Below are 13,270 nucleotides of genomic sequence, written 5' to 3'. Positions count from 1 at the left end.
GTGAAACTCGGCGCTTGCCCCCGGTCGGCCGAGAGCGACAATGCGCGTCTTCCGCTGCCCTCACTCACGATTGGAGTCATCATCGCTCGTGCTCCCGGAATGCCGACCAGCTCCCGGAATCCCCACTAGTTCCCGAAACGCCGACCCCGAGAGGGCACAGCGATAGGCCGGCTTGAACATCATGTTCGACCCGCCGGCGCGGACGTTCCACTCGGACGCGATTTGCTCGCGCAGGTAGTACTGCGGCCGTTCGTTGCCCGCCGCGACGTAGTAGTCGCTGAGCCGGATCGGTTCCCGCTCGAAGAGGCCGCCGGGCGTGCGGCCGTCGACGATGACGACCGGCTTCTCGAGGTAGAGATCGCTGCCCCGGGCGCGTTTCGCGTGCGCGTTCTCCGAATGTGCGTCGAGGATTGCCTCGCGCTCGTCGGAAGGCATTTCGGGACCGACGACGGCCACCTCCTCAACGGTGAAATACCCGATCAAGTACCGATGGGCGCGCTCCCCGTCCGGTCGACGCAGTCCGGCGTAGAAGCCGACGACGTCTCCCGGCTCGAGTGCGCGGAGCCGCGAGACGTAGCCGCTGGTCCGGTGTTCGCCGTAGGTCAGCGCCTCGAAGTTCGGATCGCGGTGGAGGGGCCAGTCCGCGAGCGCGTCGCCGGTGACGGATTCGGTCCCGTCGTGGACCGGCTGGGGCGTGATACGGGTCGTCAGGTCCGCTGCGGTCCCGTCACCGGCGCGGAGAGTCCACGAGCCGAGGGTTTCCGTTTCGGTCGTCTCACGGGTCTTCTCCGGGATCGGAACGTATTCGAAGCGGCCGTCATCGTAGAGGGGAGCCAACGCGCCGACGTTCGTGCTGTCGGCGCCGACGCCGGCGAGAACGACTGTCATGGAGGTGTTCGTACTCGTCGGTCGGATCGACGCGGCGATAAATCCGCCGAAAGCTCGGTGCGACCGGGAGTCCGAGCACCGAGGACGCAGTCGACGACCGATTCGGGTCAGCGATCGGTCGCTCGGGCCACGTAATAGAGGGGAACGAGAAGGATGAGGAAGAGGACGCCGGTCGCGGCGACGCCGAGCCACACCGTCGACAGCCAGCGCCCGGGAAGCATGCCGGCGACCTCGAGGACCCACAGGAGACTGTAGACGCCGACGATCAGCAGGCTGGCGACGTACACCCGCAGGACCCAGCCGACGATCCGGTACAGCGTCGTCTTCGTGACCGCCGGCGGAAAGGAGTCCTCGAGGTGGCCGATCATCGTCTCACCTGCCGGTCGGTAGCGTGAGCGATACCGTCGGTAGCGGTGAAACGCTCACTGCGCGAGCGCTGGCGGCCGCAGGTCGTCGATAGCGATACCATCGAACCGTTACTCCACAGTGGTTAGTCAAATCGCTTGAATCTTTGTGCTGTTCGCTGGGAGGTGTTCGGATATGACCACCGCTCCCGAAGACGGCTTCCACCGACTCCGAGAACAGAGCGGTAACCCCGTATCGATACCCGTCGGCGGGTTTGAGGAAACGACGGTGACTGTCTCGTTGAATCTCACATCGAAGGCTATCCTGGGTCGTCTCTATCGTGTCTGTTGATTGTCACTAGAGAAACCAGACCGTCCACAGACGAACGATTCGGCTGTGCCAGGTTCGGTCTTCCCACTCGCCTGACTCGACTACCGTCGTCTCGTCCGTGATGCGGTGTTTCAGTTCGAGAAGTGCCTCGAGATAGCTGTGTCCTGATCGCGGTCTGGGTGGCGGCGGCGGTGTCATCAGATTCTTCTTAAACGAGAGCGGCGACGATGCCGATAATGGGAGATCGGTTCGGTATGCGGACAAGATTGGTGACGGCGCTATCGTCGCGGCAATCCCTCGGGTTACTCACGGCCACCATCGTACTCGTGGTCGGTACGACGGTCGCTCCACCGGCGGCTCTCACCGTCGAGGGGCAACGCACACTGGCAGTGTTCCTGTCTGCGCTCGTGTTGTGGCTGACTCGGCCCGTTCCATATGTCGTCTCGAGTGTTCTCAGCGTCACTTTGCTGTTCGTACTGGGGACCGTCAGTTCGTTCAGTGCGGCGGCGACGGGTTTCACGTCGACGCTCGTGTTCTTTTTGCTACTCCTCTTGTTGCTGGGTGACGCGACGACGAGTGTCGGTCTCGATCGACAGCTAGCGAGACGCGTACTGACTGCGGACAGCACGCCGCGCCGCGCGTTGCGCTCAGTTGCTGGGAGCGTCCTCGCGCTGGCACTGGTTATGCCCTCCGCGATGGCCCGCGCGGTAACGTTTATCCCGATCGTGAAGCGGCTCACGGCTGCGTTCGAACTGGACGATAACAGCGGGTTCGAGAACGCAGCGTTTCTCATCCTCGGCCACGTCAACCCGATCGCATCGATGGCGCTGATGACCGGGGGCGGAATGGCGTTGGTCACCTCCGAAATCGTCGCGACGTCGGTACAGCCGATAACCTGGGTCGACTGGGCCGTGTTGATGCTTCCACCGACGATTCTCCTCTACACGTTGGCAGCGCTCTGTGCGGGCCTGTTTGCGATGGACGACGAAGAGATGACCGCCGGTACGAAAAACGCCGCGCAACTGGAGTCGGACGGCAACGGGACGACCTCACTGACTCGTGAACAGCGTCTCGTCGGAATTGTCCTCGCTGGGGCCGTCGTAACCTGGATCGGCGGCTCGTTCGTCGGGCTTCCGACGGTGCTGCCGGCCGTCGCGGCAGTCGTAGTGCTCTCGCTTCCGTCCGTGGGCGTCATCACGGCCGAGGACATCGCGGATGTGAGCTGGGGGATCATCTTCCTCATCGGCGCGATGTTATCGATTCTGGATGTCATGGAAGCGACTGGGACGATCACGGCGGTCATCGACGTCCTCGCGCGATGGATCCCGTTCGCGGCGCTCGCCCACTGGCAGATCGTCGCAGTGCTGATCGCCATCGCCGTCGGCATCCGCATCATGTTTTCGACCGGCTCGGCGGCAATCGTCGTTGCCCTCCCGATCGTCCTCGAGTTCGCGAGCGTCTTCGGTATCGACCGACTGTCTCTCGCACTCGCCGTCTTGCTAGTCGTCGGCTCAACGACGGTCCTTCCGTTCAATACGACGGCGGTGCTGGTGTCGATGGATCGCGGACCGCTCTCACACCGCGATATCGCCTCGTTCGGCCTCGTGACGATGGGACTCTCGATCGGTGTCGCTGCCGTCTCGTGGCTCGTCTACTGGCCGCTGGTAACCTGACCGCGATAAGCGTGAGCTATATATGACCGGATCGGACTCTTCTCTGTAGGAGGGTCCCCCAATTCTACGCGTCGAGTTCACGACTATGCCAACGGGTGTGATGGCAACGCTCCATCGAGAGCTGGATGACGTCCGAAGTATCGAACTCGACAACGCGTTCTACGTCGAAGACGGGACGTGGATCGAGTCGCTGACCGTCGCGTCGAACACCGATTTCGACCCCGAAACCGTCCTCGAGGGGATCTCCGGCGTCTCGCTGTTCAACAGTAGCGAGATTCCGACCGCGTCCGACGATCTCGAGATCCGTCGGCTCACCATTCTCGCGAACGAGTCGTACCCCTACATTCTGAGTTTGGTCCTGCGTCAGGAAGCGATTCCGAACCGTATCGTCCTCCAGAACGGCGTTTTCGAAGTCGTGGCGACCACCCGGGACTGGGATCAGTTCCGTTCGATGGCCGACGAGATCCAAGAGACCCTCGGCGAGTTCGAGCTAGTGTCGGTTACGCAGAACGAAGATCCCGGCGAACCACTGGATAGCGGGCGATTGACGGAAGTCCTGGTCTCGAAACTCACCGACGACCAGTTGATGGTCCTCGAGACGGCGTACACTCACGGCTACTTCGACGTTCCACGGGGAGCCTCGGAGACCGACCTCGCCGACGAACTCGATATCACTCAATCGACGGTTAACGAGCGACTCCGGACCGCCGAGCGAACCTTACTCGAACTGATATACGGCCCTCGCGAGTGACAGCAGTCAGCGGAGATTTCGAAGGTGGCCAACCCCATTTTATCTGCCCTGTTTTAAAGTCCGATAGATATCGGCCGCTATTGGGAGTAGAACGAACCTAGTTACTCCGTAACGTGGGAGTGGATGACGCCGAAAGAAAATAATGACAGTTCAGTCGCCGGGGTTGGCGACCGACTCACACGACGCGGCTACATCGCCACGGCTGTCGCGGCGCTCGGAACGAGCGCACTCGCGGGCTGTAGCGGCAGCCGTGGCGAGAGTCTCGAGCCGGACGTGCCCGATGGCGTCCCGGAGACCGTCGAAACACAGTACTGGCGGGAGTGGGAGACCATCAACGCCGAGTCACCGCCGTTGGACTACAGTGCGACGGCCGGTTCGGTGCTCGACCAGTTGCCCGTCGAGTTCTCGAGCGAGGACGACCCGTGGATGCGCGAGCACGCGTTGATGATCCAGCGCGGCCTCTCCGATCTGGGCATCGTCGCCAGGCTCAACGATCGCCCGCTGAACCAGCTCTACGCCCAGAGCTGGGCGACAAAAGGGCTCGAGGCGGTCATTTCGATGAGTACGCACGGTCCCGACCCGCAGCGAGGACTCGATCCGAACCCGCTGTTGATGCGCCGGGCCGAGGGATCGCTCTCGAACTACGACAACTACTATCACCCGGAGCTGCAGGAACTCCTCACCGAGCAGGCCCAGACGACCGACCGAGCCGAACGCGAGGAACTCGTCGATCAGGCACAGGAGATCTTCGCCGAGGATGTCGGGGCGCTCATCACGCTCTTCCCGAACATTATCACGGCAGTGAACACGAACCGGTGGAGCGGCTACGTGAAGACGCCAGGGAACGGCCCGACGATGGACTCGTTCGTCTGGACCGAAGTCAACCTCCAACCTGAGACGGACAGCCGAACCTACGTCAAGGGAGTCTCGACGTCGATGAATTCGCTGAACCTCCCGTGGGCCGCCGGCGGGGCGGAGGCCAAGCGCCTGACGTTCATCTACGACGGACTGTTCGACGCGACGCCCGACCTCGACGTGGTTCCCGCGCTCGCGACCGGTGGCGGATTCGTCGACGACACGACCGTCGAACTTACTCTGCGCGAGGGCGTCGAGTGGCATGACGGCGAGCCGTTCACCGCTGAGGACGTGAAGTTCACCGTCGAACTGTACGACGAATACGCCTCCACGAGCCAGGTGCCGTTCTACGAACCGATCGAGTCCGTTGAGATCCTCGGCGACCACGAGGTGCGATTCAACCTGACGAATCCCGACGCGTCGTTCATGACTCAGCGGGTCGTCCGAAGCGTCATCCTCCCGAAACACCGGTGGGAAGACGTCGACAATCCGTCTCAACATAACCCGGACGCCCCGGTCGGAACCGGCCCGTTCCGGTTCGAAGACTGGGAGCAAGGGACCAGATTCGAGGCCTCGCGTAACGACGGTCACTGGATGTTCGACGACGACTGGCGGGCCGACGCGCTGGGCGATCAGGCCGAGCGCGGTCCCGGCATCGACACCGTCATTTGGGTCAACGTGAGCAACGTCGACGCGCTGATCGGCTCGCTCCAGAGCGGTTCGATCGACGCCATCGGGACAAACCTCTCTACCCTGCAGGCCGACCGCGCAGCAAACACCAGCGGTATCGAGAGGATGTCGGCCGGGAGCTATGCACCGCTGGACGGGAAGCTCATGTTCTCCTGTCCGCTAATTCGGGACAAGGAGTTCCGCGTCGCGTTGGCGAAAGCAATCGACTCGCAGGGGTTCGTCGAGGACTTCTTGCAAGGCCAAGGAACGGTGCCGGCCGGCGAGAACCCGATCTCGTCGCTCACCCAGTGGCACAACTCCGAGACGACTGACTACAGCTACGACGTCGAAGCGGCACGGACTATCCTCGAGCGAGCGGGCTACACCTGGGACGGTGACGACAACCTTCGATTCCCCAATGGCGACGCCTGGGGTGCGTTCGTCGAGCGTCTCCAGCCCGAAAACACCTACAAGCGGCGCTCGGAGCTCGACCAGCCCGACTTCTCATGAGCAGCCAGAAACCAATGCACCACACCACAGACCGTTTCCCGCGAACGTCGCGGGAGCGAAACCGATTCGAGCCGAACCGACACTCCGACCGCACTACCGCTCGAACCGAGCGCACGTCCCTCGAGCGCGGCGACGCCGGCGCGTCGAAGCGGTCGGCGACCGAGCGCGATACCGCGGGTGAGAGCTGATGACGAAGTTCCAGCGGTTCCTGCTCAAGCGGCTCGCGATCTCCGTCTTGCTGACGCTGATCGCGGTTTCGGTCATCTTCGTTGTCCTGCGGCTCCTCCCGGGGAGTCCCTTCGAGACGCTCGTCACCTCGGGAAACCTCAACCAGGAGCAGATCGACGAGATCCGGGCGATGTACGGGCTCGACCAGTCGATATGGGGACAGTACGTCAACTACCTGTGGAGCCTGCTGAGCTTCCAGTTCGGCTACTCCATCCTGCGGAGCCAACCGGTCTGGGAGGTCCTCGAGCCCCGGCTGATCAACTCGTTGATCCTGCTGGTTCCAGCGCTGGTGACGACGGCGATCCTGAGCTCGCTCCTGGGGATGTACGCCGGCTGGAACCGCGGGAGCCGCCTCGAGAAGTTCAGTATCGTCTCGACGACGCTGCTCCGCTCCACACCGGTGTTCATCACGGCGATTTTCTTCATCATCGTCTTCGCGTACAACTTGGAGATCGTCCCCTCACTCGGGATGCGATCGATCAGGGCAACGCCGGACGGCTACCTCGAGACCTTCCTCTCCCTGGACTTCCTCCATCACTACCTCTTGCCGTTCACCGTCGCCGTCCTCTACTACAGCGGCGACTTCCTGCTGCTCGCTCGCAACGGCGTCATCGAGAAGCGGGGCTCGGAGTTCCTCAAGCTCCATCGAGCGAAGGGGCTTTCGGAGATGCAACAGCTGGCTCGCGCGGGCCGGAACTCGATGTTGCCCATTCTGACGTACTTCACCCTTCGTCTCGGTATGATTTTCCAGGGACTCATCCTGCTCGAGGTCGTCTTCAGTTGGCCGGGCATCGGCCGTGAACTCGTGTTGGCCATCCAGCAACAGGACTATCCGCTGGTGCAAGCCGCCGTCTTCATCATGGCGCTGGCGGTCATCCTCGCGAACCTCGCTGCGGACGTCCTCTACGCGTACTTCGATCCGACTGTTTCGACGAACGGAGGTGGCTCCGCATGAGTACCGAAACGAAACCCAAGGCAGAGTTGTACAAGCGCGTCGATGCACTGTGGACGCTCGTCCGCGACCAGTTCGCGTTCCTGCGACGGGATCCGCTGGCGTACGCCGGCATGCTCGTCGTCGCGGCGTTCGTGTTTCTCGGACTGTTCGGGCCGTTTCTGGCCCCACACGATCCGATCGAGCACACCGTTCGCGGCGACACCGGCTCCGTGCTCCGGCTCTCGGCCCCGAGCGTGGACGCGTACTTCGGGACGACGGCCTACGGCAAGGACGTGCTGAGTCAGTTCCTCGCCGGCGCACGGCCGACGCTCATCGTCGGCCTGTTCGGCGGCCTGGGGACGGGCGCGCTCGGCTTCACCGTCGGCGTCGTCAGCGGCTACTACGGTGGCTGGGTCGACGAGCTCCTGATGCGGCTGACCGACCTGACGTTCTCGCTGCCGTTCATGCCGATGGCGCTGCTGTTGCTGACGTTTATGACGCCGAACATCTGGCTGATCACGGCGATCATCGCCGGCTTCCTCTGGAAGATGCCGGCGCGGGTCGTCCGCTCTGAGGTGCTATCGGTCCGCGAGCGAACGTTCGTCAAGTCCGCTCGAGCCAGCGGCGCGAGCGACCTGCGGACGATGCTGTACCACGTCGCGCCGAACGTGTTGCCGATCGGCTTCCTCTACACCGCCTACGGCGTCGCCTGGGCGATCGCAGCGCAGGCGAGCCTGGCGTTCCTCGGCTTCGGCGATCCGACGATGACCAGCTGGGGCCGAATGCTCCGGCAAGTGTTCGCATCGGGGAACATGCGCGTTGCGTGGTGGTGGGTGCTCCCGCCGGCCATCGGTATCGCCGCGATAACTACCTCGGTGTTCCTCATCGGACGGGCCTACGAGGAAGTCATTAACCCCGAAATTCAGACCAACCAATGACGCTACTCAACGTCGAAGATCTCAAAGTCACGTACGCGACCGACGACGAACCAGTCCACGCCGTTAACGACGTCTCGTTCAGTATCGACGAGGGCGTCAATTACGGCCTCGCCGGGGAGTCCGGCTCCGGGAAGTCCACCGTCGCGGAGGCGCTGCTCGGCCTGCTCCCGAACAACGGGACCGTCGAGAGCGGTACCATCGAGTTCAACGGAACGGACCTCACGTCTCTTTCCGAGGCTGAGCGCCGGGATATCCTCTGGGAGGATATCGCCTATATTCCCCAGAGCGCGATGGACTCGCTTGATCCCGTGATGACGACCGGCGACCAGATTGCACAGGCGATCCACACCCACCGTAACGTCACGGAGACGAAGGCGTACGACCGCGTCCGCGAACTGTTCGAGATCGTCGGCCTCGACCCGGGCCGAATCGACGACTACCCCCACGAGTTCTCCGGCGGGATGCGCCAGCGGGTCACCATCGCGATGGCGCTGGCCCTCGAGCCGGACCTCATCATCGCCGACGAGCCGACGACCGGACTGGACGTTATCGTTCAAGACAAGATCATCGACAAGATCTTGGAGATCCAAGAGCGGATGGACAGCTCCCTGCTGTTGATCACCCACGAGATCGGCGTCATCGCAGAGACCTGCGACGAGCTATCGATCCTCTACGGCGGGAAGGTGATGGAGCAGGGGAGCGTCGACAACGTACTGGTCAATCCGACCAACCCCTATACGATGGGACTGAAGAACTCCTTCCCGGAAATCGACGAGGACGAGGACCCCGTTGCGATCCCCGGCTCGCCGCCGAATGTGAATCGGGAGCCGACGGCTTGCGTCTTCGAGGACCGGTGTCCGTTCGCCACGGACGAGTGCGGAGAGTCCCATCCGGAGCTGGTCGATCTCCCCAACCGAAACCACCGGTCGGCTTGCCACCGCGTCAAGGAGGCGGCCCAGCTCCGACGGGACGCGGACGAGCCGGAGACGTGGAACATCCCCGACGACGGGGACGCCGAGTCCGACCGCGGTGAAGTCATCCTCGAGACGGGTGGCCTCGAAAAACACTACGAGCAGAGCCAACCGCTGCTGAGCAAGTTCCGCGGCGAAGACCCGGATCGCGTGAAGGCGGTCGACGGCGTCTCGCTGTCCGTCCGCCGCTCGGAGGTGCTCGGCGTCGCCGGGGAGAGCGGCTGCGGGAAATCGACGCTCGGCGAGACGATAGCGCTCCTCGAGGATCCGACGGGCGGTGAGATGACGTTCGACGGGGAGCCCTACGAGTACTATCAGGACGGCAACCTCCAGGAGTTTCGGCGAAAGGTCCAGATCGTCTTCCAGGATCCGTTCGACTCGCTCAACCCCCGCCAGACCGTCCGTAAACTCGTCGGCGAACCGCTGACGATCCACGATTACCGCACCGACGAGAAGGAGCAGGCCATCATCGAGACGCTCGAGAAGGTCGGGCTGACCCCCGCCGAGAAGATTCTCGATAACTACCCTCACGAACTCTCGGGGGGGCAACGCCAGCGCGTGGCGGTTGCCAAAGCGCTCGTACTGGACCCCGACTTCCTGATCTGTGACGAACCGGCATCGATGCTGGACGTTTCGCTGAAGGTCAACCTGCTGAACCTGCTGCGGGGGCTCGCCGACACCGAGGACATCGGGATCGTCTACATCTCTCACGACCTCGCAAGCCTGATGCAGGTCTCGGACCGGCTGGCCATCATGTACCTCGGCCGGATCATCGAAGAGGGTGACGTCGATCGCATCGCGACCCGGCCCAAGCATCCCTACACCTCGTCGCTGCTCTCGGCTGCGCCGGAGAAGGACCCGACTGCCGACCGAACTCGCGTCCTCCTCGAGGGCGAGCCGCCGGACCCGGTCGATCTCCCCTCGGGCTGTACGTTCGCTCCGCGATGTCCGAAGGCCCAGGAATCGTGCTGGGAGGCCGAACCTGCCATCGGCGAGACTGGGGACGAGAGCCATCAAGCGGCGTGTTACTTCCCGGACGGCGAAAACGAGCAGTCCGTGTCGGACGCGTCGGCGATGGACGAAACCGAGTTCCCCGGGTCCGCGAACACCGACTCAGTAGGTGACTGAATTCCATGTCCGGCCTCGAGATAATCGCCGCGCTGAACGCCGTCGGCGTCGATCTCCCGACGGATCTCGTGGCTGTCGCCGGCATCGGGACGCTTCTCGTGTTGCTGATATTATCGGCGTTCTTCTCCTCGGCGGAGATCGCGATGTTCTCGCTGGCCCAGCACCGAATCGAGTCGCTCGTCGAGGACGGTTCGCCCGGTGCCGACATCGTACAGACGCTGAAAGCGGACCCTCATCGATTGCTGATAACGATCCTCGTCGGGAACAACCTGGTCAACATCGCGATGTCGTCGATCGCGACCGGGCTGCTCGCGATGTACATCGGACAGGGCCAGGCGGTACTGGCGGCCACGTTCGGCGTGACGGCCGTTGTCCTGCTGTTCGGTGAGAGCGCTCCGAAGTCCTACGCCATCGAGAACACGGAATCGTGGGCGCTCACCGTCGCTCGGCCGCTGCGCGTCTCGAAATACGTGCTCTATCCGCTGGTGGTCACGTTCGACAGGCTGACCCGCATCGTCAACAGGCTGAGTGGCGGCGGCACCACCGTCGAGTCCTCATACGTGACCCGCGAGGAGATACGGAACCTGATACGGACCGGCGAGAACGAGGGGATCATCGAGGCCGACGAACGCGAAATGCTCCAGCGGGTGCTCCGGTTCAACGACACGATCGCGAAAGAGGTGATGACGCCGCGGTTAGACGTCACCGGCGTCCCTCGAACGTCGACGGTCGACGACGCCGTCGAGAAGTGCGTCGAGAGCGGCCACACCCGCTTACCGGTGTACGAGGGAGGGCTCGACACCGTCGTCGGCGTCGTCACACTCGGTGATCTCGTCCGTGACCACCAGTACGGCGAGACGGTGGACGACACGCTCGAGGCCCGTATCGAGGAGACGCTGCACGTCCCGGAGAGCAAACAAATCGACGACCTGTTCCGCGAAATGCGTCGCGAGCGCGTCGAACAGGTCGTCATTATCGACGAGTTCGGGACGACCGAAGGGATCGTCACGACCGAAGATATCGTCGAAGCGGTCGTCGGCGAGATACTCGATACACAGGAAGCAGAACCCATTGAGACCGTCGATGATCTGACGACCCATGTCGACGGTGAGGTAAACATCGAAGCCGTCAACGACGTGATCGGCGTCGAGTTCCCGGAGGGAGAAGAGTTCGAGACGATCGCCGGATTCCTCTTCAATCGCGCTGGACGGCTGGTCGAACCCGGCGAGACGTTCACCTACGACGGCGTCGATCTCACCATCGAACGCGTTGACAACACACGCATCAAGCGCGTGCGTATCACCGAACCCGACCCGCCAACGGCCGACGATTCCAGTGTGACTGCCTCGAGTTAGTGTTCCGCGACTACTCTTCGTCCGATATAACCGTCACGACCGGCCGATCAGCCTCGAGAAGGACGGACTGGGTCGTACTCCCGAACAGGGCCTTTCCGGTGGGTGACCGCTTTCTGCCGCCGATAACGATGTATTCGGCATCGAGATCGCCGGCAACGTCCAGAATCGAGGGGACCGGCTCACCGACGCGCCCGAGCGTCGATATCGTCTCGAGGTCGACGTCCTCGAGCGTCCCAACGACGACCTCATTCGCGACGTTTGCCGCGGCTTCGGCGCGCTGGGACTTACTATATCCGCGAACGTCAGAGACGCGCTCGACGGTCTCTTTGCGGGACTCGAACGCTTCCTGTGAGACGACGTGGAGGACGGAGAGCGTCGTCTCGTAGGCAGAAGCCAAATCGTGTCCGGTCTCGACGACAGTATCGTGTTCATTTGTCGCATCGACAGCTGCGAGTATAGACATGCGAAAACTATAACGACCGAATGTTGTAAAAGTACGTCATCATTACCACAGTATTAGCGAGAAACATAGATTGTATGGGATAATAATGCGAATGCGAACTAATACTGGCATTATCATTTTCTTGAAACGTAGACGGATCCGGACACTCAAGCTTGTGACTCCTCGAGTACGCTCTTAGACGTCACGACCTCGACTCCGTTCGTCTCGCAGCCGGTCATCGCTTGGAGACGCTCGGAATTGTCGACGTGTCGCGTCACCGGTCGTTCGGACTCGAGCGCTGGCGGATCCACCGTTTCGATCGAGAGCGGCCCGCCGTAGGCCTCGAGTACTGCAGCGCGCACGGGTCTGCGTCGAACAGCAGCGAGGTACCCGTTCCCCCACGACGGACGAGAACGGGAGACAACAGCGAAAGGTACCCTTATCGGCTCGGGCGTTCCACACCTTCGTATGCGTGTCACCTTTCTCGGTACTGGAAGCGCCATGCCTACGGGGGATCGGTTTCAGGCGGGGATTCTCGTGCAGGAGGACGGCCGGACGCTGCTGATCGACTGCGGTGCCGGCTCGCTCCAGCGGCTCCAGCAGTCCGGTGTCGGCTACGAGAACGTCTCGTCCGTTCTCCTGACGCACCACCACCTCGATCACGTGGCCGACCTGCTCCCCCTGATGAAAGCTCGCTGGCTCGCCGGCGAGGAGCACCTCGAGGTCGTCGGCCCGCAGGGGACCAAGGCGCTGGTCGACGACCTGCTCGACGTTTACGAGTACATGCAGGACAAACTCGAGATACAGGTTCGCGAGGTCGTCGCCGGCGAGTTTTCCGTCGCCGGATTCGACGTCTCCGCCTACGAGACGCGCCACTCGCTTCCATGTCTGGCCTACCGCTTTGGCGATCTCTTTACGTTCAGCGGCGACAGCGAGGCCTTCGCGGGACTGACGAACTTCGCCGAGGGCTCGGCGATCCTCGCCCACGATTGTTCTTTCCCCGACGACGTCGATGTCTCGAACCACCCGACGCCCGACGCGCTCGGTCGGGAACTGGCCGACCGGGAGATCGGCCGAGTCTATCTGACCCATCTCTATCCCCACACCGAGGGCCGCCACGACGAGATGCTCGAGTCGATCGGCAGCCACTACGACGGCGACGTTCGGTTCGCCGAGGACCTCCAGACGATCTCGATCACGTAATCGTCGTCGAGCAATCGTCGCAGTTACGACCGCGTCGACGACTCAGTTTT

General features: G+C 62.7%; 13 protein-coding genes. 9 read left to right on the top strand and 4 right to left on the bottom strand.

The annotated features are described in order from the left end of the window. Nucleotides 1-60 precede the first annotated feature (60 nt). Nucleotides 61-888 (bottom strand): Nmad3 family putative nucleotide modification protein, encoded by an 828-nt coding sequence (locus CP556_RS16045; RefSeq protein ID WP_098726530.1) that lies wholly within the window; start codon nt 886-888, stop codon nt 61-63. A 107-nt stretch (nt 889-995) separates the two neighbouring features. Then, nucleotides 996-1,256, bottom strand: coding sequence for a hypothetical protein (locus CP556_RS16040; RefSeq protein ID WP_098726529.1), 261 nt, complete (start codon nt 1,254-1,256; stop codon nt 996-998). A 543-nt stretch (nt 1,257-1,799) separates the two neighbouring features. On the opposite strand from CP556_RS16040, the gene CP556_RS16035 reads away from it, so the two are divergent. From CP556_RS16035 to CP556_RS16005, 8 genes are all read left to right on the top strand, one after another. Continuing rightward, a complete protein-coding gene (locus CP556_RS16035; protein WP_098726528.1) occupies nt 1,800-3,236 on the top strand; it encodes an SLC13 family permease in 1,437 nt (478 codons plus the stop codon). A gap of 100 nt (nt 3,237-3,336) precedes the next feature. Beyond that, nucleotides 3,337-3,987 carry a helix-turn-helix domain-containing protein gene (locus CP556_RS16030; RefSeq protein WP_098726527.1) on the top strand — a complete coding sequence of 217 codons (651 nt, stop codon included), beginning with the start codon at nt 3,337-3,339 and terminating at the stop codon, nt 3,985-3,987. A gap of 123 nt (nt 3,988-4,110) precedes the next feature. Next, nucleotides 4,111-6,021, top strand: coding sequence for an ABC transporter substrate-binding protein (locus tag CP556_RS16025; RefSeq protein ID WP_098726526.1), 1,911 nt, complete (start codon nt 4,111-4,113; stop codon nt 6,019-6,021). Nucleotides 6,022-6,035: 14 nt separating this feature from the next. Beyond that, nucleotides 6,036-6,209, top strand: coding sequence for a hypothetical protein (locus tag CP556_RS26050; RefSeq protein ID WP_176548216.1), 174 nt, complete (start codon nt 6,036-6,038; stop codon nt 6,207-6,209). After that, the gene (locus CP556_RS16020) at nt 6,209-7,204 is read left to right on the top strand and encodes an ABC transporter permease (RefSeq protein WP_098726525.1); all 996 of its coding nucleotides are present in this window, start codon (nt 6,209-6,211) and stop codon (nt 7,202-7,204) included. The genes CP556_RS26050 and CP556_RS16020 overlap by 1 nt, the downstream gene beginning before the upstream one ends. Beyond that, nucleotides 7,201-8,121 carry an ABC transporter permease gene (locus CP556_RS16015; protein ID WP_098726524.1) on the top strand — a complete coding sequence of 307 codons (921 nt, stop codon included), beginning with the start codon at nt 7,201-7,203 and terminating at the stop codon, nt 8,119-8,121. Before CP556_RS16020 ends, CP556_RS16015 begins: the two co-directional genes overlap by 4 nt. Next, nucleotides 8,118-10,220 carry a dipeptide ABC transporter ATP-binding protein gene (locus CP556_RS16010; protein WP_098726523.1) on the top strand — a complete coding sequence of 701 codons (2,103 nt, stop codon included), beginning with the start codon at nt 8,118-8,120 and terminating at the stop codon, nt 10,218-10,220. Before CP556_RS16015 ends, CP556_RS16010 begins: the two co-directional genes overlap by 4 nt. A 5-nt stretch (nt 10,221-10,225) precedes the next feature. After that, the gene (locus CP556_RS16005; RefSeq protein ID WP_098726522.1) at nt 10,226-11,575 is read left to right on the top strand and encodes a hemolysin family protein; all 1,350 of its coding nucleotides are present in this window, start codon (nt 10,226-10,228) and stop codon (nt 11,573-11,575) included. Nucleotides 11,576-11,585: 10 nt separating this feature from the next. Here the strand turns inward: CP556_RS16005 and CP556_RS16000 are convergent, their stop codons facing one another. Together CP556_RS16000 and CP556_RS15995 are read right to left on the bottom strand one after the other, a co-directional pair. After that, entirely contained in the window at nt 11,586-12,038 is a 453-nt protein-coding gene (locus CP556_RS16000; RefSeq protein WP_098726521.1) for a universal stress protein, read from the bottom strand. Nucleotides 12,039-12,184: 146 nt separating this feature from the next. Continuing rightward, the gene (locus CP556_RS15995) at nt 12,185-12,379 is read right to left on the bottom strand and encodes a hypothetical protein (protein WP_098726520.1); all 195 of its coding nucleotides are present in this window, start codon (nt 12,377-12,379) and stop codon (nt 12,185-12,187) included. Nucleotides 12,380-12,485: 106 nt separating this feature from the next. On the opposite strand from CP556_RS15995, the gene CP556_RS15990 reads away from it, so the two are divergent. Continuing rightward, the gene (locus CP556_RS15990; RefSeq protein WP_098726519.1) at nt 12,486-13,220 is read left to right on the top strand and encodes an MBL fold metallo-hydrolase; all 735 of its coding nucleotides are present in this window, start codon (nt 12,486-12,488) and stop codon (nt 13,218-13,220) included. Nucleotides 13,221-13,270: the final 50 nt, after the last annotated feature.

It is taken from the genome of Natrinema sp. CBA1119 (assembly GCF_002572525.1).
In the GTDB taxonomy this organism is placed as follows: domain Archaea; phylum Halobacteriota; class Halobacteria; order Halobacteriales; family Natrialbaceae; genus Natrinema.
The sequence above is the reverse complement of the archived record's forward strand: the minus strand, read 5'-3'. Positions and strand labels throughout refer to the sequence as shown.

Coding starts and splice junctions, on each gene's coding strand:
- CP556_RS16045 (WP_098726530.1), bottom strand. CDS start 888: ATGACAGTCGTTCTCGCCGGCGTCGGCGCCGACAGCACGAACGTCGGC.
- CP556_RS16040 (WP_098726529.1), bottom strand. CDS start 1,256: ATGATCGGCCACCTCGAGGACTCCTTTCCGCCGGCGGTCACGAAGACG.
- CP556_RS16035 (WP_098726528.1), top strand. CDS start 1,800: ATGGGAGATCGGTTCGGTATGCGGACAAGATTGGTGACGGCGCTATCG.
- CP556_RS16030 (WP_098726527.1), top strand. CDS start 3,337: ATGGCAACGCTCCATCGAGAGCTGGATGACGTCCGAAGTATCGAACTC.
- CP556_RS16025 (WP_098726526.1), top strand. CDS start 4,111: ATGACGCCGAAAGAAAATAATGACAGTTCAGTCGCCGGGGTTGGCGAC.
- CP556_RS26050 (WP_176548216.1), top strand. CDS start 6,036: ATGCACCACACCACAGACCGTTTCCCGCGAACGTCGCGGGAGCGAAAC.
- CP556_RS16020 (WP_098726525.1), top strand. CDS start 6,209: ATGACGAAGTTCCAGCGGTTCCTGCTCAAGCGGCTCGCGATCTCCGTC.
- CP556_RS16015 (WP_098726524.1), top strand. CDS start 7,201: ATGAGTACCGAAACGAAACCCAAGGCAGAGTTGTACAAGCGCGTCGAT.
- CP556_RS16010 (WP_098726523.1), top strand. CDS start 8,118: ATGACGCTACTCAACGTCGAAGATCTCAAAGTCACGTACGCGACCGAC.
- CP556_RS16005 (WP_098726522.1), top strand. CDS start 10,226: ATGTCCGGCCTCGAGATAATCGCCGCGCTGAACGCCGTCGGCGTCGAT.
- CP556_RS16000 (WP_098726521.1), bottom strand. CDS start 12,038: ATGTCTATACTCGCAGCTGTCGATGCGACAAATGAACACGATACTGTC.
- CP556_RS15990 (WP_098726519.1), top strand. CDS start 12,486: ATGCGTGTCACCTTTCTCGGTACTGGAAGCGCCATGCCTACGGGGGAT.